This window comes from Streptomyces sp. NPDC028419 (assembly GCF_055565515.1).
On the sequence record NZ_JBVHUE010000025.1, the window covers coordinates 61,277 to 83,097 of the forward strand.

23 protein-coding genes are annotated in these 21,821 nt (G+C 72.5%); all 23 read left to right on the plus strand.

The features are described 5' to 3' along the window. Window position 1: 1 nt before the first annotated feature. The 23 genes from ACZ4UB_RS26880 to ACZ4UB_RS26990 all read left to right on the plus strand — a co-directional run bounded on the left by ACZ4UB_RS26880 (window position 2) and on the right by ACZ4UB_RS26990 (window position 21,813). Window positions 2-859 (plus strand): MBL fold metallo-hydrolase, encoded by an 858-nt coding sequence (locus tag ACZ4UB_RS26880; RefSeq protein WP_468073904.1) that lies wholly within the window; start codon window positions 2-4, stop codon window positions 857-859. 179 nt (window positions 860-1,038) lie between these two features. Further along, window positions 1,039-1,683 (plus strand): AAA family ATPase, encoded by a 645-nt coding sequence (locus tag ACZ4UB_RS26885; RefSeq protein ID WP_467964210.1) that lies wholly within the window; start codon window positions 1,039-1,041, stop codon window positions 1,681-1,683. Window positions 1,684-1,800: 117 nt separating this feature from the next. After that, a complete protein-coding gene (locus tag ACZ4UB_RS26890; protein WP_385775246.1) occupies window positions 1,801-2,595 on the plus strand; it encodes an AAA family ATPase in 795 nt (264 codons plus the stop codon). A 38-nt stretch (window positions 2,596-2,633) separates the two neighbouring features. Next, complete coding sequence (locus ACZ4UB_RS26895) at window positions 2,634-4,121, plus strand: MFS transporter (protein WP_468073906.1); 1,488 nt, start codon at window positions 2,634-2,636, stop codon at window positions 4,119-4,121. Window positions 4,122-4,318: 197 nt separating this feature from the next. After that, window positions 4,319-5,071 (plus strand): HAD family hydrolase, encoded by a 753-nt coding sequence (locus ACZ4UB_RS26900; protein WP_354379836.1) that lies wholly within the window; start codon window positions 4,319-4,321, stop codon window positions 5,069-5,071. Then, complete coding sequence (locus ACZ4UB_RS26905) at window positions 5,068-6,417, plus strand: class I adenylate-forming enzyme family protein (RefSeq protein WP_354379835.1); 1,350 nt, start codon at window positions 5,068-5,070, stop codon at window positions 6,415-6,417. Before ACZ4UB_RS26900 ends, ACZ4UB_RS26905 begins: the two co-directional genes overlap by 4 nt. Next, on the plus strand, window positions 6,414-7,166 hold the full coding sequence (locus tag ACZ4UB_RS26910) for an SDR family NAD(P)-dependent oxidoreductase (RefSeq protein WP_354379834.1): 753 nt from the start codon (window positions 6,414-6,416) through the stop codon (window positions 7,164-7,166). Before ACZ4UB_RS26905 ends, ACZ4UB_RS26910 begins: the two co-directional genes overlap by 4 nt. Continuing rightward, a complete protein-coding gene (locus ACZ4UB_RS26915; protein WP_330332185.1) occupies window positions 7,160-7,444 on the plus strand; it encodes an acyl carrier protein in 285 nt (94 codons plus the stop codon). The genes ACZ4UB_RS26910 and ACZ4UB_RS26915 overlap by 7 nt, the downstream gene beginning before the upstream one ends. 10 nt (window positions 7,445-7,454) lie before the next feature. After that, a complete protein-coding gene (locus tag ACZ4UB_RS26920; RefSeq protein WP_468073909.1) occupies window positions 7,455-8,513 on the plus strand; it encodes an AvrD family protein in 1,059 nt (352 codons plus the stop codon). Window positions 8,514-8,779: 266 nt separating this feature from the next. After that, window positions 8,780-9,520 (plus strand): AAA family ATPase, encoded by a 741-nt coding sequence (locus ACZ4UB_RS26925; protein ID WP_468073911.1) that lies wholly within the window; start codon window positions 8,780-8,782, stop codon window positions 9,518-9,520. Beyond that, window positions 9,517-11,031, plus strand: coding sequence for an MFS transporter (locus ACZ4UB_RS26930; RefSeq protein ID WP_468073913.1), 1,515 nt, complete (start codon window positions 9,517-9,519; stop codon window positions 11,029-11,031). Before ACZ4UB_RS26925 ends, ACZ4UB_RS26930 begins: the two co-directional genes overlap by 4 nt. A 1-nt stretch (window position 11,032) precedes the next feature. After that, window positions 11,033-11,479 carry an ester cyclase gene (locus ACZ4UB_RS26935; RefSeq protein WP_354379830.1) on the plus strand — a complete coding sequence of 149 codons (447 nt, stop codon included), beginning with the start codon at window positions 11,033-11,035 and terminating at the stop codon, window positions 11,477-11,479. Further along, window positions 11,476-12,375: an FAD binding domain-containing protein gene (locus tag ACZ4UB_RS26940; protein ID WP_468073915.1), complete on the plus strand. Its 900-nt coding sequence runs from the start codon at window positions 11,476-11,478 to the stop codon at window positions 12,373-12,375. Before ACZ4UB_RS26935 ends, ACZ4UB_RS26940 begins: the two co-directional genes overlap by 4 nt. Beyond that, window positions 12,372-12,914 (plus strand): (2Fe-2S)-binding protein, encoded by a 543-nt coding sequence (locus ACZ4UB_RS26945; protein WP_468073917.1) that lies wholly within the window; start codon window positions 12,372-12,374, stop codon window positions 12,912-12,914. Before ACZ4UB_RS26940 ends, ACZ4UB_RS26945 begins: the two co-directional genes overlap by 4 nt. Then, the gene (locus tag ACZ4UB_RS26950; protein ID WP_468073919.1) at window positions 12,911-15,337 is read left to right on the plus strand and encodes a xanthine dehydrogenase family protein molybdopterin-binding subunit; all 2,427 of its coding nucleotides are present in this window, start codon (window positions 12,911-12,913) and stop codon (window positions 15,335-15,337) included. The genes ACZ4UB_RS26945 and ACZ4UB_RS26950 overlap by 4 nt, the downstream gene beginning before the upstream one ends. Then, entirely contained in the window at window positions 15,334-15,735 is a 402-nt protein-coding gene (locus ACZ4UB_RS26955) for an acyl carrier protein (protein WP_468073921.1), read from the plus strand. Before ACZ4UB_RS26950 ends, ACZ4UB_RS26955 begins: the two co-directional genes overlap by 4 nt. Then, window positions 15,732-16,502: a 4'-phosphopantetheinyl transferase family protein gene (locus ACZ4UB_RS26960; RefSeq protein WP_467964185.1), complete on the plus strand. Its 771-nt coding sequence runs from the start codon at window positions 15,732-15,734 to the stop codon at window positions 16,500-16,502. Before ACZ4UB_RS26955 ends, ACZ4UB_RS26960 begins: the two co-directional genes overlap by 4 nt. 148 nt (window positions 16,503-16,650) lie before the next feature. After that, window positions 16,651-18,078, plus strand: coding sequence for a protein kinase domain-containing protein (locus tag ACZ4UB_RS26965; RefSeq protein ID WP_468073923.1), 1,428 nt, complete (start codon window positions 16,651-16,653; stop codon window positions 18,076-18,078). 128 nt (window positions 18,079-18,206) lie between these two features. Beyond that, window positions 18,207-18,812 carry an HAD family hydrolase gene (locus ACZ4UB_RS26970; protein WP_468074027.1) on the plus strand — a complete coding sequence of 202 codons (606 nt, stop codon included), beginning with the start codon at window positions 18,207-18,209 and terminating at the stop codon, window positions 18,810-18,812. Between the two features lie 235 nt (window positions 18,813-19,047). Next, the gene (locus ACZ4UB_RS26975) at window positions 19,048-19,710 is read left to right on the plus strand and encodes an HAD-IA family hydrolase (RefSeq protein ID WP_468073925.1); all 663 of its coding nucleotides are present in this window, start codon (window positions 19,048-19,050) and stop codon (window positions 19,708-19,710) included. Between the two features lie 89 nt (window positions 19,711-19,799). Continuing rightward, window positions 19,800-21,002: a helix-turn-helix domain-containing protein gene (locus ACZ4UB_RS26980; protein ID WP_468073927.1), complete on the plus strand. Its 1,203-nt coding sequence runs from the start codon at window positions 19,800-19,802 to the stop codon at window positions 21,000-21,002. A gap of 194 nt (window positions 21,003-21,196) precedes the next feature. Then, window positions 21,197-21,619, plus strand: coding sequence for a hypothetical protein (locus ACZ4UB_RS26985; protein ID WP_468073929.1), 423 nt, complete (start codon window positions 21,197-21,199; stop codon window positions 21,617-21,619). Next, the gene (locus ACZ4UB_RS26990) at window positions 21,616-21,813 is read left to right on the plus strand and encodes a hypothetical protein (protein ID WP_468073931.1); all 198 of its coding nucleotides are present in this window, start codon (window positions 21,616-21,618) and stop codon (window positions 21,811-21,813) included. Before ACZ4UB_RS26985 ends, ACZ4UB_RS26990 begins: the two co-directional genes overlap by 4 nt. Window positions 21,814-21,821 lie beyond the last annotated feature (8 nt).

Sequence of the window (21,821 nt, forward strand, 5' to 3'; positions counted from 1 at the left end):
CATGACGACCGCCACCCGGTGGAACACCCCGGCCACCGCGCCGCGCAGCCTGCGCTTCGGTGAGCACACCGTCACCTGGCTGCCCGACGGGTACGTGCAGCTCGACCCCCGCCGCTGGCTCCCCGACACCACGGACGCGGACTGGGCCGGCGAGAACGCCGAACTCCTGGACCCCGAAGGCTTCCTGGCGGCCTCCATCGGCGCCCTCCTGATCCAGCACGGCGACCGCGCGATGCTCGTGGACGCGGGCTTCGGTCCCCACGACATCCCCGCCGCGCACACCCACCCCGCGCTCGGCGCCCTCGTCGGCGGGCAACTCCCCGCGGCCCTCGAAGCCGTCGGCGTGGACCCCGCCAACGTCGAACTGATCGCCTTCAGCCACCTCCACGACGACCACTTCGGCTGGGCCTTCCGCCCCGGCCAGGGCCTCGCCTCCCCCTTCGGCGACGCGTCCTTCGCGGCCTCGGCCGCCGAGTGGGCCAACTGGGCCCAGCCCACGGCCGGTTCGACCCGGGTGCGGACCGTCGAGGACGGCGAGGAGATCTTCCCCGGGGTCACCGCCCAGCTGACCCCCGGCCACACCGCCGGCCACACCTCCTACGTCCTCTCCAGCGGCGAGCGCCGACTGATCGCCTTCGGCGACGTCTTCCACACCCCCGCCCAGTTCGCCCGCCCCGACTGGCGGGTGTCGATGGACGCGCTGCCCGAGCGCGGGGTCGAGTCCCGGCGCGCCCTGCTCGCCGAGCTGGCCCGCCCCGGCACCACCGCCTTCGCCAACCACTTCTCCGACGTGGTCTTCGGACGGCTCGGCGATAATTCCGGTACCCCTTGCTGGGAACCTTTGGCAGAATTTTCCTGAAAATCGTCGCGGCACTTGCAGATCTTCCGTCCCGGCTCCAGAATTCATGGAGCCGGGGCTTTCTGTGCGTGCCAGCCGGCCCTTCGCCCTGCCCCGCCTATTGGTGTTGGCAACAGGTGTCGTGCTCATAGCAGCAAGAGAGGCTGGGAAACCGCCCGGGCTGCTGAAATGATTTCTGCATGAGCCAGAGAATCGCCATTGTCGGCGCCTACGGATCTGGAAAGACCCTCCTCTCCGAGGCCCTCTCCGAAGTGACCGGACTTCCCTACACCCAGGGCACCGCCATGCGGGAGCCCATCGGCGGGGAAGGAAAGCACATCTGGAACTGGACCGAGGGTGAGCTGCTCCAGCTGACCGTGAAGCGCTACGCCGAGCGCACCCTCAACGAAGCGGCCCACCCGGCCGGCTTCATCAGTGACGGATCGATCATCCACGAGTGGGTGTTCGCCAAGCTCCGCCTGGTCCTGGGCCCGAACCCGGGCACCGAGCAGTCGGTGGACAGCCGCTTCCGCAGCGAGGTCACCGCCGCCTACGAGGACGTCGCGGACCACATCGGCAAGCTCGCGGTGCGGCACGCGAAGACCGCGTACGACGTCTTCTACCACCTGCCGATCGAATTCCCGCTGGACGAGGACAACCGCCCCATCAACGACATCTTCCGCAAGCTGTCGGACGAGGTTCTGCTGCCCGCCCTCGCGGACACCGGAATTCCGATCCACACGATCACCGGAACTCCCGCCGAGCGGCTCCAGCAGATCATCGAGATCAGCGGCCTGCCGACCGTCGTTGACATCGAAAAGGCGCTCGCGTCCGTCCAGAAGTAATACCGCTCGACCTGCGCACCCACGCGCGAAAGCGGACACGCTCCCTCGGAAAGTAGCTCCACTCGGCTCCACTCAGCTCCACTCACCCCAGGCGCCACCAGAGAAAGGTCACCGAAAATGCAGCTCGAGGTTCCCAAGTGGGGCGACAAGCCCGATCTCAAACTGGCGATATCCGGCACCTACTCGTCCGGCAAGTCGACCACCACGGAAGCCCTCTCCATCGCGACCGGCATCCCCCGGACGCACGCCAAGACCTCCCGTGAGCTGCTCGTCGACCTCGTCCCGGGCAAGACGGTGATGGAGCTCAACGCCATGGAGCTGGTCAAGCTGGGCCTGCGCCGCTACGAGGAGCGCCTCGTCAACGAGGCCGGCACCGGCGCCTTCATTTCCGACGGCGGCGTCTTCCACGAGTGGGTGTACTTCGAGGCCCGCATGCGGGTCGGCATCAACCCCGGCATGCCGTGGTGGTTCCAGACCATCAAGAAGTCCCTGGGCGTGGTCTCGAAGGGCTTCTACCAGAAGTACACGGACACCCTCGGCGACATACAGAAGGACCGCGCCAAGCGGTCCTACGACGCCTACGTCCACCTGCCCGTCGAGTTCGACATGGACCGCGACGGCCACCGTCCGGTCTCCGAGGAGTTCCGTCGGCTCTCCGACGACCTGCTCATCGGCGCGCTGGACGAGATCAAGATCCCCTACCGCGTCGTGGGCGGCCCGATCCCGCAGCGCATCGAGAAGATCGTCGAGATCTTCGAGCTGCCGATCGTCGTCCCGATCAAGGAGGCCATCGAGGAGGCGGAGCGCCGCGTGGCCGCCGACATCTCGGACCTCCAGAGCAACCTCGCGTACATGGAAGCCATGCGGAAGAAGTCCTTCGGCAAGCGGCTCGCGTACGCCTTCCGTTACTGATCCACCCGTCCTTGACCGTCCGACCGGAAGGAAATGGCGTGCCCACCAGCGTGCAGGCCAAGCCGCGTCGTCTCGGAGCGATCCTCGGCCTGTTGGCCTTCGCCCAGATGATCATCGCGATCGACTACAACATCATGTTCGTGGCCCTGCCCGACATCGGCAGCGACCTCGGATTCTCCGCCCAGAACCTGCAGTGGGTGATCTCGGCCTACTCGGTCGCCTTCGGCGGCTTCCTGCTGCTCGGCGGACGCGCCACCGACCTCTTCGGTCGCAAGAACATGTTCCTCTTCGGCCTCTTCCTCTACGCGGCCTCCTCGATCGCCGGTGGCCTGGCCACCGACTCGTGGCTGCTGGTCGCGGCCCGCGTGGTCCAGGGCCTCGGCGGCGCGTTCCTCGCACCCGCCACCCTCTCCCTGGTCACGACGCTCTTCGCCGAGGGCACCGAACGCAACCGGGCCCTCGCGGTCTGGGGCGGCGCGGGCGGCTTCGGCATGGTGCTCGGCGCCATCCTCGGCGGCATCCTGACCGACGCCTTCGGCTGGCAGGCCGTGATGTGGGTCAACGTCCTGTGCGCCGGTGCGGCCATGGCCTACGGCATCACCGCCCTGCCCACCACGGCGAAGACCAACGCCAGCGGCTTCGACCTCCCCGGGGCCGTCACCGGCACCGTGGCCTCCACGCTGCTGGTCTTCACCCTGGTCAACGGCCCCGAGGTGGGCTGGGGTTCGAGCACCACCATCGGCAGCCTGATCGCCGCCGTGGTCATGTTCGCCATCTTCCTCACCATCGAGTCGAAGACCCGCGCCCCGATGATGCCGCTGCGGCTCTTCGGCAACCGCAACGTCTCCGTCGGCACCACGATCACCTTCCTCTTCATGGCGACCTTCGGTGCCTACGCCTACTTCCTCACCCAGTACTGGCAGGTCGTCCAGGGCTACAGCGCCTGGGCCACCGGCTTCGCCTTCCTGCTCCCCTCCGGCTGCGTCCTGATCGGAACCGTGGCCGCCGGGAAGCTGATGAACTCCTACGGCGCCCGCAAGACCCTGCTGATCGCCCTCGCGGTCGGCCTGGTGGGTACCGTCGCCCTCGCCCTGACGCTGACCCAGGACAGCTCGTACGCGGTCATCGCCGCACCGCTGGTCGTCCTCTCCCTCGGCCAGGGCGTCATCTTCACGGCCATGTTCGCCGCCGCCACCACCGGCGTCGCCGACGAGGACCAGGGCATCGGCTCGGGCGTCGCCCAGACCGGCCAGCAGATCGGCGGCGCCGTCGGCCTCGCGGTCCTCATCGCCATCGCGGCCTCCGCCGCGGGCGGCGACGGGGCCACCGACCCGGCCAAGCTCACCGACGGGATCCTCGCCGCCACCTGGGCCACCGCCGCGGGCATCGCGCTGACCTTCCTGGCCACGCTCGCCCTCAAGAAGCCCTCCGCCACCCAGGTGGCCGAGGGAGCTGCCGCGCCGACCGAACAGGTCACCGCGGGAGACCCGATCACGGTGACGGCACCCGTCACCGAGCGCGTCTGACGCACCCACCCCCGCTGCGTCCGGCGCCCCGCGCGCGGCTCCCTCCTCCCAACTTCCCCCGTGGGGGAGGGGGCCGCCCGCACGGACCGCACCACCGCACCACCGCACCACCGCACCCGCACCCGCACCACCGCACGGAGAGATCGCCTACCGAGGCCCACGCACCGCACCATCCCGGCCGGAAGTGGAGAGACGCAGTGAACGGCTACCGCACCGCATTCTTCGACGTGGACGGCACTCTCACGACCGCCCCGAGCATGTTCCGCTTCCTGCGCCACTACCTCGCCGCGCTGGGCAACCCGCCCCACGAGTACACCAGTCGCCGCCGCGAGTTGAAGGCGATGAACCAGGTCGGCTGTCCCCGCACGGTCACCAACCGCGCCTACTTCGCCAACCTCGAGGGCGCCTTCGCCGCCGAGGTCTCCTTCCGCGCCGAGGACTGGTTCCGCGACGAACTGCGCTCCGGCACCTTCTTCCACGAACACGGCGTCGCCGCCCTGCGGCGCCACCAGGACGACGGCACCCGGATCGTCCTGGTCTCCGGTTCCTTCCCCGCCGTCCTCGACCCGATCGCCGAGCACCTCGGCGCCGACGAGGTCTGGTGCACCGAACCCGACATCGCCTGGGGCCGGTACACCGGCCGGCTCACCCGGCCCCCGATGCTCGCCGAGGCCAAGGCCGAGGTGGTCCGGGCCGTCGCCGCCCGCCACCGCACCACGCCGGCCGAGTGCATCGCGTACGGGGACCACATGTCCGACCTGCCGATGCTCAGGGCCGTCGGCTCCGCGGTGGTCGTCGGCGGCGACAAGGTGCTGCGCACCCACGCACGTATCCACGGGTGGTCCCTGCTGCCCGCCGCGCCGGTCCCCCCGGCGCTCGACCTGCCGCAGTGGCACAGCGACCGGCACACGGCCGCTCACGACGAGGTGAAAGAGGTGGAAAGCGTATGACGTCATGGTTCTTCGACCGGATGCGGAGCTTCGGTGAGGCCGATGCCATCGTCTTCAACGGTGTGAGTTACAGCTACGCCCAGCTGGCCAGGCTGACCGGCGAGTGGGAGAGATTCCTCGACCGGGGCGGCGTCCACGCCGGCCAGGTCGTGGCCCTGGAGGGCGTCAGCAGCGTCGAGGCCTGTGCGGGCCTCCTCGCCCTGATCGAGCGCGGCGCGATCATCGTCCCGATGACCCCGCTGCCGCCCGCCAAGCGGGCCGAGTTCCACGAGGTCGCCGAGGTGGAGACGGTCATCACGATCGACTCCCAGCAGTGGCGCCGCAGCATCGAGATCACCGGCCGCTCCTCCGAGCACGAGCTGTACGACCAGCTCCGCACGGACGGCGTCCCCGGACTGGTCCTCTTCAGCTCCGGCACCACCGGTCGCAGCAAGGCCAGCGTCCTCGACTTCTCCAAGGTCCTGTCCAAGTACGGCCCCCCGACCCGCCCCCGGCGCACCCTCGGTTTCCTCAACCTGGACCACATCGGCGGCATCAACACCCTGCTGCACACCCTCAGCCAGGGCGGCGCGCTCGTCACGATCGACGAGCGGACCCCGGACAAGGTCTGCGCGGCCATCGAGTCCAACGCCATCCAGATCCTGCCCACCACCCCGACCTTCCTCAACATGTTGCTGATCTCCCGGGCCTACGAGCGGCACGACCTGTCCTCGCTCCAGCTGGTCAGCTACGGCACCGAGCCCATGCCGGAAGGCACCCTGACCCGGCTGGGCCAGGCCCTGCCGCAGATCCGGCTCAAGCAGACCTACGGCCTGTCCGAGCTGGGCATCATGCCCACCAAGTCCCGCGACGACGGCAGCCTGTGGGTCAAGCTGGGCGGCGAGGGGTTCTCGTACCGCATCGAGGACGGGATCCTGTGGATCCGCTCCGACATGGCGATGCTCGGCTACCTCAACGCGCCGGCGCCCTTCGACGACGACGGCTTCTTCAACACCCAGGACGCCGTGGAGACGGACGGGGACTACGTCCGGATCCTGGGCCGCAAGTCCGAACTCATCAACGTCGCGGGGGAGAAGGTCTACCCCAGCGAGGTCGAGAACGTCCTGCTGGAGCTGGACTACGTCGCCGACGCCGTCGTCTCGGGCCGCCCGAGCCACGTCACCGGACAGGTCGTCAAGGCCATCGTCCGCCTCATCGCACCGGTCGAGGACGAGCGGGCGACCGCCCGGCGCATCCGCGAGTACTGCGCCCAGCGCCTGGAGGCCTTCAAGGTCCCGGTGGTGGTCGAGGTGACCACGGCGGACACGCACTCCGACCGGTTCAAGAAGATCCGGAGCGCCGTGTGAGCACGCAGCCCACCGACGAGCCCGGGGACGGGCGGGTCGCCGTCGTCAGCGGCGGCAGCCGGGGCCTGGGCCGGGCGCTGACGGAGCGACTGCTGGCCGCGGGCTGGCGGGTCGCCACCTTCAGCCGCAAGCCCAACGAGTTCACCGAGGAGAAGGCCGCGGCCCTGCCCGAGACCTTCCTGTGGCAGTCGGTGGACCTCCACGAGACGGCGCAGATCCGGCAGTTCGTCAAGGCGGTCCGCGACCGCTTCGGCCGGGTCGACCTCCTCGTGAACAACGCGGGAGTGCTCCACCAGGAGCTCTTCCTCACCCTCGCCCCCCAGCGGGTCGACGACCTGCTGGCGGCGAACCTGACCGCCCCCGTGCACCTCACCCAGGCGTGCGCCCGGCTGATGATGCGCGGCGGCGGATCCATCGTGAACATCTCCTCCATCAACGCCATCCGCGGTTACCGCGGGGTCGCCGTCTACGCGGCGGCCAAGGCGGGCCTGGAGGGGTTCGGCCGGGCACTCGCCCGGGAGCTGGGGCCCGTGGGCATCAGGGTCAACACCGTGACCCCCGGGTTCTTCGACAGCGAGCTGACCTCGGACGTCACCGAGCGGAACCGGGAAAAGATCCAGCACCGGACTCCGCTGGGCCGGCTCGGCAGCGCGGAGGAGATCGCCGACGCGGTCCTCTACCTCGCCTCTTCACACGCACGTTTCATCACCGGTCAGTCATTGGTCATCGACGGAGGAATCACATGCTGAACGAGCAGAACATCCAGCAGATCATCGAGCGCGAGATCCAGTCCGTGGTCCTCAGCTCGGAGGAGGAAGAGGTATCGCTGGACGACGAGCTGCTCAAGTCCGGGGTGAACTCGCTGATGCTCGCCCAGCTGCTGATCCAGCTGGAGACCGAGCTGGGCGTCGACCCGTTCGCCGCGGACCTGTCCATCACGGAGATACGGACGCTGCGCGAGCTGGTCGGCGCGTACGAGGCGGCCCTCGAGCGTGCGGCCTCGGCCGGTGCGACGGCGGGTGCGTGACGTGTCCGCCGTGACCCAGACGGAAACTCCCCGGAAGCTGTTCCTGAAAGCGGTCGACGACTACCTCGGTCCCGCGGAGGGCCGCTTCTTCTCCCGCGGCTACCAGCGGGCCGAGTACCTCGTCCGTGACCTCGTCTCCACGCCGGTCACCATCGAACGGCCGGGCATCCGGGCCACCGTGGACGTCAGCTACCCGGCGGACTGGTCCCGCAAGAAGAACGGTACGGACCTGCGCCCCCACCTCAGCACGGTGGACGCACTGGTCCTGGGCGTGCAGCTCGCCGAGCTGCACCTGGTCCACGCCTACGGACTGACCGGCGACGCCCGCAGCACCATGCGGCTGCGCAAGGTGGTCCTGCGGGCGGGCGGAGCGCCGCAGGAGGACCTGCTGCGGATCCCCGCCTCCTCGCGCCTGGTGCGCACCGACGACGTCCCCGGGGTCCCGGGGCGGCGGCTGTCCGTCCACGACGGCGCGGTCGGCGAGCTGCGGGTGCGCTGCGAGATCGAGCACGACGAGGGGGTGCGGGCCGAGACGGAGGCCGCCTTCCACAGCCTGGACGAGGGCCTCGGCGAGGGCGCGCGGCGCTTCTACGGCGACGGCTTCAAGCGCCGGCGCCACGTCATCCGTGACGTGGTGGTCGACATGGAGGAGCTGGGCGCCACCGCCGGGGTGCACTTCGTCCCCGGTGCCAACGAGGGCCCGGGCGGGCCCGGGGCGCTGGGCGTCGACGCGGCCACCGAACCCTCGGTCTCGCTCGTGGACGCCTTCGTGGTCAACCTCCAGCTGGTCCAGGTGCTCATGTACGAGCTGGACCAGGTGAACCGGGCCGCGAGCAACACCCTGTGGATGATGCAGACCGTGCTCACCGCGGCGGACACGGCCCTGCCGTTGCCGACCCGCGGGGACGAGGCGCAGACCGCCTCGGCACGGCTGACGGCGAAGCGGCTGCTGCCGCTGCGCGGCGGGGTGTGGCGCAGCGTGGACATCGAGGCGGGCCTCGGCGGAGTCGGCGTGCGCGCCTCGTTCGCGCACGAACTCCCGGCCGAGGCCGCGGCCTCGGCCAGCTGAGCGTGCCCGAGGCCCGCTGACCGGTCCCCTCGGCCGGTCGGCGGGCCCGGCCCCGCCCATCCAGCCTCGCCGGCGTTTGAGGCGCCCCCGGAGGGCACGAGAGCCGCACCCGGCCCCAGGCCCCAGCCCCGTTAGTCCGCCGGTCCGGTGGGGCGCTGCGGCCCGGTGGACCCTCAGGGGGCGCCTCAAACGCCGGCGGGGCTGAGGTGGCACCCCTCACCCCGCCTGGCGGGCCAACGAACCGATACACCACTAAGGAGACACCGATGCGGCTGTCCGTGTCCGGTACCTATTCCGCGGGGAAGACCTCCACGGCCACCGCCCTCGCCTCCTACACCGGTCTCGCCTTCGCCCCCGCCCGACCCATCCGGGAGATACTGCCCGACGCCGTGCCCGGCAAGGCGCTCGCCGAGGTGACGCCCGCCGAGTACCTCCAGCTCGCGGTGCGCCGGCACGTCGGCCGGGTGCAGAACGAGGCGCGGCTCGGGGCGCGGGGCGCCGGATTCGTGTCCGACGGCTCCTCGCTCCAGGAGTGGATCTACGCGGCCGCCCGCGTCCGCTTCGGGATGGACCCCGCCGCTCCCGCCGCCACCGCGCCGGCCACCGCGGCCATGGGCTTCTTCGCCGAGGCCGTCGACCAGCTCGGCCACGCGATGCGCCAGCACGTGAAGGAGACCTACGACGGCTTCGTGCACCTGCGGGCCACGGCCGGGGCGGTCAAGCCCGGTGGGCACCGCCGGATGCACCCCGACTTCCGCGCCTTCTGCGACGACATGCTGCTGCGGGCGCTGGAGGACCTCGACGTCGACTACCACGTGGTCGAGGGCACCCGCCCGGAGCGGCTGGAGAAGATCGTCGACCTGTTCGGGCTGCCCGTCGTGCGCTCCGCCGACGAGGCGATCGAGCTGGCGGCCCGCGCCTACGAGGCCATCGACTGGCGGCTGGAGGGCGAGCGCGCGCAGAGCGCCGCCTCCCTGGTCGCCGCGGCCGCGGGAGGGACCAAGTGAGCGCCTCGACCACCGGGACCACGGGGACCGCCGGGACCGTGCCCTACGCGCGGCGCTGGCTGATGCTGCCCGTCGTGCTGGCCGCGCTCTTCATGGCCCAGTTCGACCTCTACGTCGTCAACGTCGCCGCCCCCACCCTCCAGCGGGACCTGGGCGCCGGACCGGTCGCCCTCGAACTCATCGTCGCCGGCTACGCCTTCACCTACGCCAGCGGCCTGATCACCGGCGGCCGGCTCGGCGACCTCTTCGGCTCCCGCGTGATGTTCCTCGGCGGGGCCCTCGCCTTCACCCTCGCCTCGCTGCTCTGCGGGATCGCCCAGAGCCCCGGCCAGCTCGTCACGGCCCGCCTGCTCCAGGGCGTGACCGGCGCGGCCATGGTGCCGCAGGTGCTCGCGCTGATCACCGGGGTGTTCAGCCCGGCCGAACGACCGCGCGCGCTGGCCTGGTTCGGCTTCACCGTCGGCGTCGGCGCGGTCGCCGGCCAGGTGCTCGGCGGGATGCTGCTCCAGGCGGGCTCCGACGGGCTCGGCTGGCGCGCGATCTTCCTGGTCAACGTGCCCGCCGGGCTGCTGACCTTCCTGCTCGCCCGCCGGCTGGTGCCGAAGCGGGCCGCCGGGGCCGGGGCGCGCGGCGGGCTCGACCCCGTCGGGGCCGTCGGGATCCCGGCCGGGCTCGCGCTGGCGCTCGTACCGATGATGCTCGGCGGGGCCAAGGGCTGGCCGCTGTGGACCTGGCTGTGCCTGGCCGCCGCCGTGCCCGTGCTCCTGGCGACCTTCGGGTGGGAGCGGGCGCTGGCCCGCCGGGGCGGGCGGCCGCTGCTCGACCTCTCGCTCTTCAAGATCCGCTCCTTCCACCGCGGTCTGGTGGTCAGCGGGGCGGTCTTCGGCGCCTTCTTCAGCTTCATGTTCGCGCTGACGCTGGTGCTCCAGTCCGGCCTCGGGCTGAGCCCGCTGGCCGCCGGCTTCTCCTTCGCCCCGCTCGGCCTCGCCTTCGCCGGGGCCTCCATGGCCGCGCGGCGGATCCCGCCCGCGCGGGCCGCCCGTACGGTCCTGGGCGGCACGCTGGTCGCCGCCGCCGGACTGGTCGTGCTGCTGGGCGAACTCACCTGGGCCGCCGACCGGATCAGCGCCCTGCGGCTGCTGCTGCCGATGGTCCTCATCGGCCTCGGCAACGGGCTCGCCGTGCCCGCCCTGACCGGCGCGGTGCTCACCGGAGTCGGGCCCGGCCAGGCCGGGGCCGCCGCCGGGGTGCTCACCACGGCCCAGCAGTTCGCCAGCGCGGCCGGTGTGGCCCTGCTCGGCTCCGTCTTCTTCTCGGTGCTCGGCTCCGGTGAGGGACCCAGCGCCTACGCGATCGCCCTGCGCTGGGTCGCCGGGATCGGGCTGGTCCTGGTGCTGGTCGCGGCCGCCGCGAGCCGGGCGCTGCCCCGGCCGCAGGACGAGACCGCGGCCGGGGCCGGGGCCGAGGACGCGCACGTCAAGGACCCGTCGAAGATTCTGGGGAAGGTGTGACATGCCGGGGACGGCCCTGAGTGTGGAGGAGCGCAAGGCCAAGGCCGCGCAGCTCTTCGAACGGATCATCACGCACGGCGAGCTGCACCTCGCCGACGACCTCTTCCACGAGGACTTCACCTGGCCGCAGTTCGGCCTGCACGGGCCCGAGGGGGTGCGCACCTGGGTGCGGGCCTTCCGGACCTCCTTCCCCGACATGGTGGACACCGTCGTCGAGCAGTGGGCCGAGGGGGACACCGTCATCTCCCGGGTGGAGTGCACCGCCACCCAGCTCGGCGCCTTCCGCGGGCTGCCGCCCAGCGGCCGCAAGGCCACCTTCGGGGCGCTGGGCATCGACCGGTTCCGCGGGGACAAGATCATCGAGCGGTCGGCGCACTTCGACCTCGCCGACCTGATGCGCAAGTACGGCCACACGGAACTCCAAGTGCCCCCGCAGGACAAGCCGTGAGGCCCGCACCGTTCGACTACGTCCGCCCCGCCAGCGCGGCGGAGGCCGTGTGGGCGCTGGCCGCGGCCCACGAGGCCGGGCGCGACGCCCGGGTGCTCGCGGGCGGCCAGTCGCTCGTCCCGCTGCTGAACCGCCGCGCGCTGCGGCCCGACCTGATCGTCGACCTCGGCCGGGTGCCCGCGCTCACCGGCATCCAGACCGGCCGGCGCGGCGTCCGCATCGGCGCCCTCACCCCGCACGCCACCGTCGAGCGCAGCACCGACCCCGAGCTGAACCGGCGGCTGCCGGTGCTGCCCGAGGCGGCCGCGCTGATCGGGCAGTTGCCGGTGCGGGTGCGCGGGACCGTCGGCGGCAGCCTCGCGCACGCCGACCCCGGCGCCGAGTGGTGCCTGCTCGCGGTGCTGCTGAGCGCCGAGCTGACCCTGCTGGGGCCGGCCGGCACGCGGGTGGTGGGCGCCGACGCCTTCCTGCGCGGGCGCCACCGCACCGCCCTGCGGCCGGGGGAGATCCTGGTCGAGGTGCGCTTCCCGGTCGCCGAGCCCGCCGCGGCCCTCGTCGAGTACGCCGTCCAGCCCGGCCGGATCCCGGAAGCGGCCGCCGCCGCGGCCCTGGTCCTGGACGCCGACGGGCGGATCGGCTCCGCCCGCCTCGCCCTGGCGGGACCGCTGGAACGCCCGATGCGGGTCCCGGCCGCCGAGGCCCTGCTGATCGGGGCGCGCCCCGGCCAGGAGAGCTTCGCGGTGGCCGCCGCCAAGGCCGTGCGGATCACCGGCGCCACCGGTGACCTGGGCACCCTGGCCGCCGTACTGGCCCGCCGGGCGCTCGCCGAGTCCGCCGCCCGGGCCGCCGTCCTGGCCCCTTTGCGCCGCGGCAGACTGGAGCTGATGCCGGTATGACCCCCTCGGCCTCGGGATCCGTCTCCGCCCCGACCCCCCTCACCGCCGCCGCCCGCGCCGTGCCCGTGGCGCTGACCGTCAACGGCGAGCGCCGCGCCCTGGACGTCGAGGCCCGGCGCAGCCTGGCCGACGTGCTGCGCCGCGACCTGCGGCTCACCGGCACCCAGGTGGGCTGCGAGACCGGGGTGTGCGGTTCCTGCACGGTGCTGCTCGACGACGAGCCGGTGCGGTCCTGCGCGCTGCTCGCCGTGCAGGCCGACGGCGGCCGCGTGGAGACCGTCGAGTCCCTCGCCGCGCCGGACGGTGAACTGGGCGCGGTCCAGGCCGCGTTCCGCGACCACTTCGCGGTCCAGTGCGGCTTCTGCACCCCCGGGTTCCTGATGCTCGCGACCGCGCTGCTGCGCCGCGATCCCGAACCGGACCGCGGTGCGGTGCGGGCCTGCGTCTCGGCGAACCTGTGCCGCTGCACCGGCTACCAGTCGATCGTGGACGCGGTGTCGGCCGCCGCGGGGGCGGCCCGCGCCGAGGAGACGCCGTGAGCACCGGCGCCGTGACCCGTGGGGCCGCGACCGGCGGCGCCGTCGGGCGGTCCGTGCCCCGGTTGGAGGACGACCGGCTGCTGCGCGGCCGCGGCCGCTTCCACGACGCGGTGGCGCGCCCCGGCCAGCTGTGGCTGCGCGTCGTACGCTCCCCCCTGGCGCACGCCCGGATCCTCGGCGTGGACACCGCGCGGGCCGCCGCCCTGCCCGGGGTGGCGGCCGTGCTCACCGCCGCCGACCTACCGCCGGACCTGCGGATACCGGTCCGCCAACCGCACCCCGGGATGGACTTCACCGCCTACCTCCAGCCGCCGCTCGCCACCGGGTACGTCCGGTACGCGGGGGAGCCGGTGGCCGTCGTCCTCGCCGAGGACCCCTACGTCGCGGAGGACGCCGCCGAGCTGGTCGCCCTGGACCTGGCGGAGCTGCCCCCGGCGCTGGACGCCCGTACGGCCGCGGCCGGGCCCGGGCCCGTATCCCTGGCCGGGGCGCCGCCGGCCCAAGTGGGCACCGTCGACTTCACCTACGGGGACGTGGACGCGGCCTTCGCCGCGGCCGCCCACGTGGTCCGCGCCGACCTGCGCACCGGCCGGCACAGCGGCACCCCGCTGGAGCCGCGCGGCCTGTTCGCCGAGCTGGAGGACCCGGGCGGACCGGACGAGCGGATCGTGGTACGGGGCGCGGCCAAGATCCCGCACATCAACCGGCGGGTCCTGGCCTCCCTCCTCGACGTCCCCGAACACCGCATCCACATGCGGGAGACGGACGCGGGCGGCAGCTTCGGCATCCGCGGCGAGTTCTATCCCGAGGACTTCCTCGTGCCCTTCCTGTGCCGGCGCACCGGGCGCCCGGTCAAGTGGTCCGAGGACCGGGCCGAGCACATGAGCGCCGCCAACCACGCGCGCGAGCAGGAGCACCGGATCGAGCTGGCCTTCGACGCGGACGGGCTGCTGCTCGGGCTGCGCGACGAGGCCTGGCTGGACAACGGCGCCTACGTGCGCACCCACGGCGCGGTCGTCGCGGCGCTCACCGCGTCGATGATCTCGGGCGCCTACCGGATCCCCGCGTGCAGCTCGCGCGTGCACATCGTCACCACCAACAAGACCCCGATCGGCACCTACCGGGCGCCGGGCCGCTTCCAGCACAACTTCGTGCGCGAGCATGCGCTGGACCTGGCGGCCACCCAACTGGGCGTCGATCCGGTCGAGTTGCGCCGACGCAATCTGCTCACGGGCGGTGAACTCCCGCACCGGCGGCCGATGCAGGTCTTCGGCTCGCCCCTGATCCTCGACGGCAAGGACCACCTGGAGCACTTCGACAAGGCGCTCGCCGCGGTCGGTTACGCCCGATGGCGCGAGGAGGCGCGGGACGCCCGGGCCGCGGGACGCCTCGTCGGCACCGGCTGCGCGGTCATCCTGGAGAAGGCCGGGCTCGGCTACGACAGCGCGGTCGTCGACATCGGAGTGACCGGCGCGGTCCGGGTCGCGATGGGCGGCGCCAACGTCGGGCAGGGCATCGAGACCGTGATGGCGCAGATCGCCGCCGACGAACTCGGCGTACCGGTGGCCGCGGTGCGGGTCGTGCTCTCCGACACCGACGTCCTGCCCGACGGCGGCGGCACCTTCGGCAGCCGCTCCACGGTCGTCGGCGGCGAGGCCGTGCGCCGCGCGGCGGCGGCGGTGCGCGAGAAGGCGGTCCGGGTGGCCGCGGGCCTGCTGGAGGTCCCGCCGGGATCCGTGCGTCCCGTACCCGGCGGGCTCGGCTCGACCGACTCCCCGGCCGAGATCGGCTGGCCCGCGCTCGCCGCGGCGGCGTTCACCCCGCGGTGGATCCGCACCGGCGAGGAGGTCGGCCTGATCGGCCGGGCGACGTACGCCGCGGACGGCATGACGTACCCCTACGGCGCCCACTTCGCGCAGGTCGAGGTCGACCCGGGCACCGGCGCGGTGCGGCTGCTGCGGTACGCGATGACCTACGAGATCGGGCGCGCGGTGCACCCCGAGGCGGTGCGCGGCCAGCTCGTCGGCGGCGCCGTCCAGGGGATCGGCGGCGCGCTGTCCGAGGAGTTCCGCTACGACGCGCGCGGCCGCCCGCTGTCCCTGACCCTGGACGACTACCTGTGGCCGCGCGCCGCCGATCTCCCCGAGATCCAGGTGGAGATCTACGAGGACGCCCCGGCCCCGGGCAACCCACTGGGCCTGCGCGGAGCCGGCGAGGGGGGCACCGCGGGCAGCGGGGCCGTCGTCGCGGGCGCCGTACGGGACGCCCTGGGCCTGCCCGGCGACGTCGGCGCCCTCCCGCTGCACCCCGCGCGGGTGCGCTCCCTGATGTCCCACCCCCTGATGTCCCACCCCTTTATGTCCCACCCCTTTATGTCCCCGCACCACCACACCCCGCACCACGACTCGAAGGAGGAGCTGTGACAGCGAACCAAGCGGTTCTCGACTGGCTCAATACCGAACCCGACTGGGACGCACCGGACGAAGGTCCGGGCGCCCCGGTCTCCGACGGCCCTGTCTCCGTGGACGTGACCGCACCCTCGGCGGCCACGCTCGCGGCGGCGACGGCGGCCGAGCGGATGGAACTGGTCACCGACTACGTGCGCCGGGAGGTCGCCCGTTCCGTGGGCGTCACCCCGGCCGCGCTGGACACCGAGCGGACGCTGGTCAGCGTGGGCATCGGCTCGATGCTGGGGCTGGAGCTCCAGTACCGGCTGAAGTCCTCGCTCGGCGTCGCACCCGAACTGACGGAGCTGCTCATGGCCAAGGACACGCACGCGCTGGCGGCCATGGTCGTCGCGCTGCTCGGGTCCGGCGGATGACCGCGAAGCTGGCGCCGCCGGCCGGCGCTGATGTCTGGTTGCTGCGGCAGCCGAAGCCGGACGACATCACCGGCGTGCTGGAGATGACCGAACTGGACGAGAACGAACTCCAGCGGGCCCGCGCCTGTCGCCGCCAGTCCGGCGGCTACCTGTACGCGGCGGCGCACATCGCGCTGCGCCGGGTACTCGCCACGTACGTGGGAGAACCGGCCGGGTCGCTGGAGTTCGGCCGCGGTCCCTGCCCGTGCTGCGACAAGCAGCACGGGCGGCCGATCCTCCTGCGACCCACCTCCGACCTGCACTTCTCGCTGTCGCACAGCAGCGGGATCGTGCTGATCGGGGTGGCCTCCGTACCCATCGGCGTCGACGTCGAGAAGGTACCGACGGCCGAGACGGCCCGGGTGTGCACCGCCGCGTTGCACGCGGACGAGCGCGCCGAGCTGGCCGAGGTTCCCGAATGCGCGGGCACCTCCGCCTTCGGGCGACTGTGGACCCGCAAGGAGGCCTACCTCAAGGGGCTGGGCACCGGCCTGGGCCGGGACCTGTCCCTGGACTACCTGGGGTGGGAGACCGATCGGCACCCCAAGGGCTGGTCGGTGGTCGACGTACCGGCCGGCCCCCGCCACACGGCGGCGGCCGCGATCGGCTACGACGGCGCCCCGGCGGGCCCGGTGACCCTGCGCTGGCTCCCGATGGAGAGCCTGTTCAGCGGTACCCGCGCCAACCTGGCGAACCGCGACTCGGTCCTCGCGGAGCTGGCCGCCTGACCCCGCCCCGCCCCCGGGCCCCGCGCAAGAGAATCCCCCGACCGGGAAGCCGTCCCGGCCGGGGGATTCTCGCGCTCGAAGCGAGCGGCGGGCCGTCAGGGCGGACCGATAGGGTGCTTCGTCATCGGCGGGACGGGTGGGGGCTGTGATGGTGCAGGGGCAGGACGACGCATGGGCGACCCGGTTGAGCGGCGCGGTCGGCAACGGCCGTTACGCGCTGGGGCGGTTGCTGGGCAGCGGCGGCATGGCCGCCGTCCACCAGGCGCACGACACCCGGCTGGACCGGGTCGTGGCGATCAAGACGATGCATGCCGAACTGGGCAGCGACCAGGGCTTTTTGAAGCGGTTCGAGCGCGAGGCGCAGATCGTCGCGCGCATCAACCATCCGAACGTCGTCGCCGTCCATGACAGCGGCGAACAGGAGATGCCGGACGGGGGGCCGCCGGTGGCGTACATCGTCATGGAGTACGTGGCGGGCCGCTCGCTCGGCGAGGTGCTGCGGGACGAGGCGGGGCCCCGCGGGGGGCTGGATCCCGAGCGGGCGCTGGCGCTCACCTCGGACGTCCTGGCGGCGCTGGCCGCCAGCCACGAACTGGGCCTGGTCCACCGGGACATCAAGCCCGCGAACGTCATGCTGACGGACCGCGGCGTGGTCAAGGTGATGGACTTCGGCATCGCCCGCGCCCAGCAGGACGACCGACCCGTCACCCAGCTCACCCGGACCGGTTCGGTGATCGGCACGCCGCACTACCTGTCCCCCGAGCAGGCGCAGGCGCTGCCACTGGACGGCCGATCGGACCTGTATGCGGTCGGGGTGATGCTGTTCCAACTGCTGACCGGCCAACTCCCCTTCGACGGGGACTCGTTCACCGCGATCGCGGTCAAGCACGTGACGCAACCGCCGCCGCTCCTCGCGGACCGGGGGTGGGAGGCGCCGCCCGCGGTGCAGCTGCTGGTGTCCCGGGCGCTGGAGAAGGATCCGGCGCGGCGGTTCGCGACGGCTCAGGAGATGCGGGCCGAGGTGGACCGGCTACGGGGCGTCCAGGCGCCGCTGCGGGCCCCGTTCGACGCGCAGGTGCCGGCGGCCGTACCGACGCAGCCGGCATGGCCGCCGCGCCCGGTCCCGCCGCTGCCGCAGGGCACGCCGAGGACCAGGCCGCCCGTGGGCATCGCCGCCGGGCTGCTCGCGCTGGTCACCGCCGGCCTGCTGGCGGCGTTCGCCGTCCTCAACATCGCGCAGGCCGGCGCGGACGTCCCGTGGACGGACGTGATGCGGATGAATGTGACCGGAGGGTTCGTCTCCGCCGCGGTGCTGGCGCTGTTGGGGGCGCTCACGCCCACCCGCACCGCCGCCGCCCGAGCCCTGGCCGCCGTCTGCCTGCTGTTCGCGGTGACGACCCTCGTCCTGCAGCCACTGCTCGGCGTGAGCTTCGACGTGAGCTTCGGCGCCCAGTTCGACTTCGTGTTCGGCTTCCACAAGCCGACCGGCGTGCTGCTCGGCCTCGCCACCATCTTCGAACTGCTGACCGCGAGCACCGCCGCCGCGAGCGCCATCCTGCGATCGAGAGCGCGCTAGGCGGTCCCCTGCCGGCCCCCACGGAGTGGGCCTCGCGGCCCGCGCCGCGGAGCCCCGCCCCCGCCGCCCCCGGCCACGCGCGAGCCACCCCGCCGCGCGGGGCCGGATCACACGAAAGCGGCGAGACACTGGCCCGTGACGACCGGTACTGGGCTTCCTGGGCGGACTGGCTGCACGTCTCCCGGCACACACTGTCGGCCCTGGTGGGGGCCGTGGTCGTGGACGGCCGGGACAACGCGGATGCGCTGCGGTTGCTGCGGCCGGGGATCGACATCGGCGCCGAATACCGCGCCCGCGAGGCCGCGGGCCAGGGCGAGCGGCTCGACGAGAGCGACCTGTACGACGACGTCCGGCCGGCCCTGACCGGCCTGCGGCAGCTCGGACTGAGGGTCGTGATCGCCGGGAACCAGACGGCCAGGGCCGGAGACCTGCTGCGGGCGCTGGACCTGCCGGTCGACCTGGTGGCCACCTCGGGGGAGTGGGGCGTGGCGAAGCCCTCGCCCGCGTTCTTCCGGCAGGTGCTGGAGGTGTCGCAGGCCCCGGCGGACCAGACGCTGTACGTGGGCGACCACCCTGCGAACGACATCCACCCGGCCAAGGCGGCGGGCCTGCGCACCGCCCACCTCCGGCGCGGCCCCTGGGGCTTCTGGTGGGCCGACGCCCCGGCCGTGCGGGCCGCAGCGGACTGGTCCGTGGATTCGCTCACGGAGCTTGCCTCGATCGTCAAGGTGTAGGAGAGGGGGGCGAGTTCCGAGGCTCTGTCCGCCTGTCTTCACTACCGCGACGGCCTTCACTGAGGATCATGGCGCGGCGGGATCGTCACCGATCTGGAGTTCGCCGGTAGACGTCCATCGGCGGGCGCGCGGCGGCGAGATCCTTCGCCCGGTCGAAGCGTTCTCGTACGTTCTGCGTGTCCGGTGAGCGGTAGCGTCTTCAGGGGGACCAACTCACGGAAGGGATGGTTACTGGATGCCGCACAGCACCGACACCGCCAAGGGGAACGCGCCGCATGGGCTGATCCTCGACTTTGCAGGAGTGCTCACCGCCAACCCCCTCCCTGTCCACCGTGCGTGGTGCGTGTCGGAAGGGCTGGCCCCGGAGGCGTGGCGCAGCACCCTCAACGATCACCCGGAAGGGCGACGCCTGTACGCGGCCCTGGAGGTCGGGGAGATCGGGCAGGCCGAGTGGAACGACGGCACGGCCGCCTTGCTGGGGGCGCACGTGGACCCGGTGAACCTGATGGGCCGGGCGTGGGCCGAGGTGCCTGCGGCTCGGCGGATGGCCGCCCTCGCCCGTGCGGCACGGGCAGCTGGTCATCGGGTCGCCCTGCTGTCCAACAGCTTCGGCCTGGACCCGTTCAACCCGTACGAGCACGTCGGAATATGGGACCTGTTCGATGTACATGTCGTCTCCGAACTGGTTGGCATGGCCAAACCTGATCCGGCGATCTACCGGCTGGCCCTGGACCGGATCGGCCTGCCCGCCGAGCGATGCGTGTTCGTGGACGATCACGCGGTGAACCTTCCGCCGGCCGCCGAGCTGGGAATCATCACCGTCCACGCCACCGGTGAGGAGGAGGCCGTTGCGGAGCTTGAGGCCCTTCTGGGAGTCAGCGCGGTCCTTGCCGCGTGACCGCAACTTCCGTCTGAACGCGAGCTGTCGGCGCCACCGCCCTTGCCAGTACCGTCCGTGTGGGGCCAATCACGCGGAGGTGCTGGAGCATGCAGTGGTCGGAGTACACCACCTCTGAGCGGTTGAAGACGCTGCGCGGCGGGATGACGCAGGAGCAGTTGGCGGAAGCCGCCTCCGTGTCCGTCGGCGTGGTCCGCAAGCTGGAACGCGGCGGTACCGCGTCGCTGCCGTCGCTCCTGTCCATCGCCGATGCGCTCGGCACGGACATCGCCGTGCTCCTGGGCCAGCAGGCGCCCCGCCGGTCCATGGACCGCGACGAGCGGGCCGCGCTGCGGACGGTGTCCGCGGCCACCCACGATGCCGCCATCGGCATCCCCGCCGACATCGAGCCGGGCACCCTTGAGGAACTGCGTGCCGTCGTCCGGCGGGCGGACGAAGCCTATTGGGCAGGCCAGTACACCGAACTCGGTACGCTCTTGGGCCGGCTCCTCCCCGAGGCGCGGGCCCGGTTCGATGCCGCCGAGGTGGCGGAGAGGGAGGCCGCCGCCGGCGTCCTGATCGACACCTTCCAGACGGCGGGGATGGCCGCGAACGTGCTGGGCTCCCGCGATCTGGCGTACGCGGCGCTGACGTACGGCCGTCAGATCGCCGTGCAGGCCGGGGACGACCTCCGCGACGCCCACCTGGCCGCGACCACCGCGTGGGTCAACCTGCGCGATGGCCGCACCACGCAAGGGTTCGCCCTTGCCGCTGCGCAGGCCGACCGGATCGAACCCAAGATGAGCGAACACGACCCCGACCGGCTGAGCGTGTACGGGCAGCTCGTCACGAACGCCGCTGTGGCTGCTTCCCGGGGTGGTGCGAGCGAGGAGAGTGCCCGCGAGTACCTCTCCCAGGCACACGCCGTGGCTGCCCGAATCGGTGAGGAGCACGCCCGCGGCGCCCACGCCCAGCCGTACGGGCCCATGTACGCGGCCACCCAGGCCATGAGCATCGCCGTGGCCCTCGGCGACACCTCCGGGGCGCTGCGGCTCATGGACACGGTCCGACTGGACGACACCGTGCCGCTGGCCACCCGTGCCCGCTACGGCCTGGACGTCGCCCTCACCCATGTGGAATGCCGACGTTGGGAGGCCGCCGCCGACACCCTCGAAGCCGTCTGCACGATGGCCCCCGGATGGGTGCGCCACCAGATGCTCCCCGGCGTCATCGTCGGCCGGCTCGCCGGGGTTTCCGTCGGTCGCTTGCGCGGACTCGCCAACGCGGCGGGGGTTTCTCTAGGGGTGCGCTGACCGCCCGGCGCGGGTGCAACGTCCCGTAGCACCCGAGCGGCTGCCATCAGCCCGACTGCTACGGGGCGTTGCACAAGCCCGGCTGCCGGGCCCTGCGCTGCCACGCCCCGTGGCACTGGAACCGGGCACCCACTGTCGCCGCTACCACGGGCCGTGTCTGGGCGCGCGTGGCGGTGCGCAGCAGTCTTATGGGCATGCCGACCAAACCGCCCAGCGGCCTCGGGCATGTGCCCGTCGCCGTCTACGCCTGCGCCGCCATCGCCACCGCCGTCCGTGAAGGTGAGAAACGCGCTCGTCACTACGCCGAGGCCCGGCACTGGCACGTTGCCGGGGCGTGGTCCGATCCCGACCCCGCGGTACCGCTCGATGAGCGGCCCGGCTGGCAGGCCATAACGTCCGCCCTGTCGACCGGAATGATCCGGGGAATCATCGTCACCGACGTCACCGACGTCGCCACCCAGTTCGCCGGTCTCGGAGTCCTCATCCGCGACCGTGGCGGGTTCCTCGTGCACGTCGCAGGCGGCCGACCTCGCCGGAATCCGGGCCAGCTCCAGCGGCTCCGAGACATCGCCGACGCCTCCTCGCGGGGCGACACCCCTCAGTCGGACGTCCCATGAACGCCGAGCTGCCTTGGGTCGGCGACCTGGTGGACGACGCACAGGGACGGCGGGCGATCGTCACCGACGTGACAGAGGCCGGGACCGTGTGGGTGCTGCGGCCCGTGGGCGGCGGCTTCACCGCCCAGTGGCAGACCACTCACCCCGACAGCCTCGAAGTGATCGCTCGCCGTGGCGAGCACACCACCCCTTGAGCACCCTG

What these genes read in the sequence shown, in the direction of transcription:
- ACZ4UB_RS26980 (WP_468073927.1), top strand. Translation starts at nt 19,800, where the DNA reads ATGCAGTGGTCGGAGTACACCACCTCTGAGCGGTTGAAGACGCTGCGC.
- ACZ4UB_RS26905 (WP_354379835.1), top strand. Translation starts at nt 5,068, where the DNA reads ATGACGTCATGGTTCTTCGACCGGATGCGGAGCTTCGGTGAGGCCGAT.
- ACZ4UB_RS26885 (WP_467964210.1), top strand. Translation starts at nt 1,039, where the DNA reads ATGAGCCAGAGAATCGCCATTGTCGGCGCCTACGGATCTGGAAAGACC.
- ACZ4UB_RS26935 (WP_354379830.1), top strand. Translation starts at nt 11,033, where the DNA reads ATGCCGGGGACGGCCCTGAGTGTGGAGGAGCGCAAGGCCAAGGCCGCG.
- ACZ4UB_RS26890 (WP_385775246.1), top strand. Translation starts at nt 1,801, where the DNA reads ATGCAGCTCGAGGTTCCCAAGTGGGGCGACAAGCCCGATCTCAAACTG.
- ACZ4UB_RS26985 (WP_468073929.1), top strand. Translation starts at nt 21,197, where the DNA reads ATGCCGACCAAACCGCCCAGCGGCCTCGGGCATGTGCCCGTCGCCGTC.
- ACZ4UB_RS26915 (WP_330332185.1), top strand. Translation starts at nt 7,160, where the DNA reads ATGCTGAACGAGCAGAACATCCAGCAGATCATCGAGCGCGAGATCCAG.
- ACZ4UB_RS26965 (WP_468073923.1), top strand. Translation starts at nt 16,651, where the DNA reads ATGGTGCAGGGGCAGGACGACGCATGGGCGACCCGGTTGAGCGGCGCG.
- ACZ4UB_RS26945 (WP_468073917.1), top strand. Translation starts at nt 12,372, where the DNA reads ATGACCCCCTCGGCCTCGGGATCCGTCTCCGCCCCGACCCCCCTCACC.
- ACZ4UB_RS26925 (WP_468073911.1), top strand. Translation starts at nt 8,780, where the DNA reads ATGCGGCTGTCCGTGTCCGGTACCTATTCCGCGGGGAAGACCTCCACG.
- ACZ4UB_RS26990 (WP_468073931.1), top strand. Translation starts at nt 21,616, where the DNA reads ATGAACGCCGAGCTGCCTTGGGTCGGCGACCTGGTGGACGACGCACAG.
- ACZ4UB_RS26975 (WP_468073925.1), top strand. Translation starts at nt 19,048, where the DNA reads ATGCCGCACAGCACCGACACCGCCAAGGGGAACGCGCCGCATGGGCTG.
- ACZ4UB_RS26960 (WP_467964185.1), top strand. Translation starts at nt 15,732, where the DNA reads ATGACCGCGAAGCTGGCGCCGCCGGCCGGCGCTGATGTCTGGTTGCTG.
- ACZ4UB_RS26880 (WP_468073904.1), top strand. Translation starts at nt 2, where the DNA reads ATGACGACCGCCACCCGGTGGAACACCCCGGCCACCGCGCCGCGCAGC.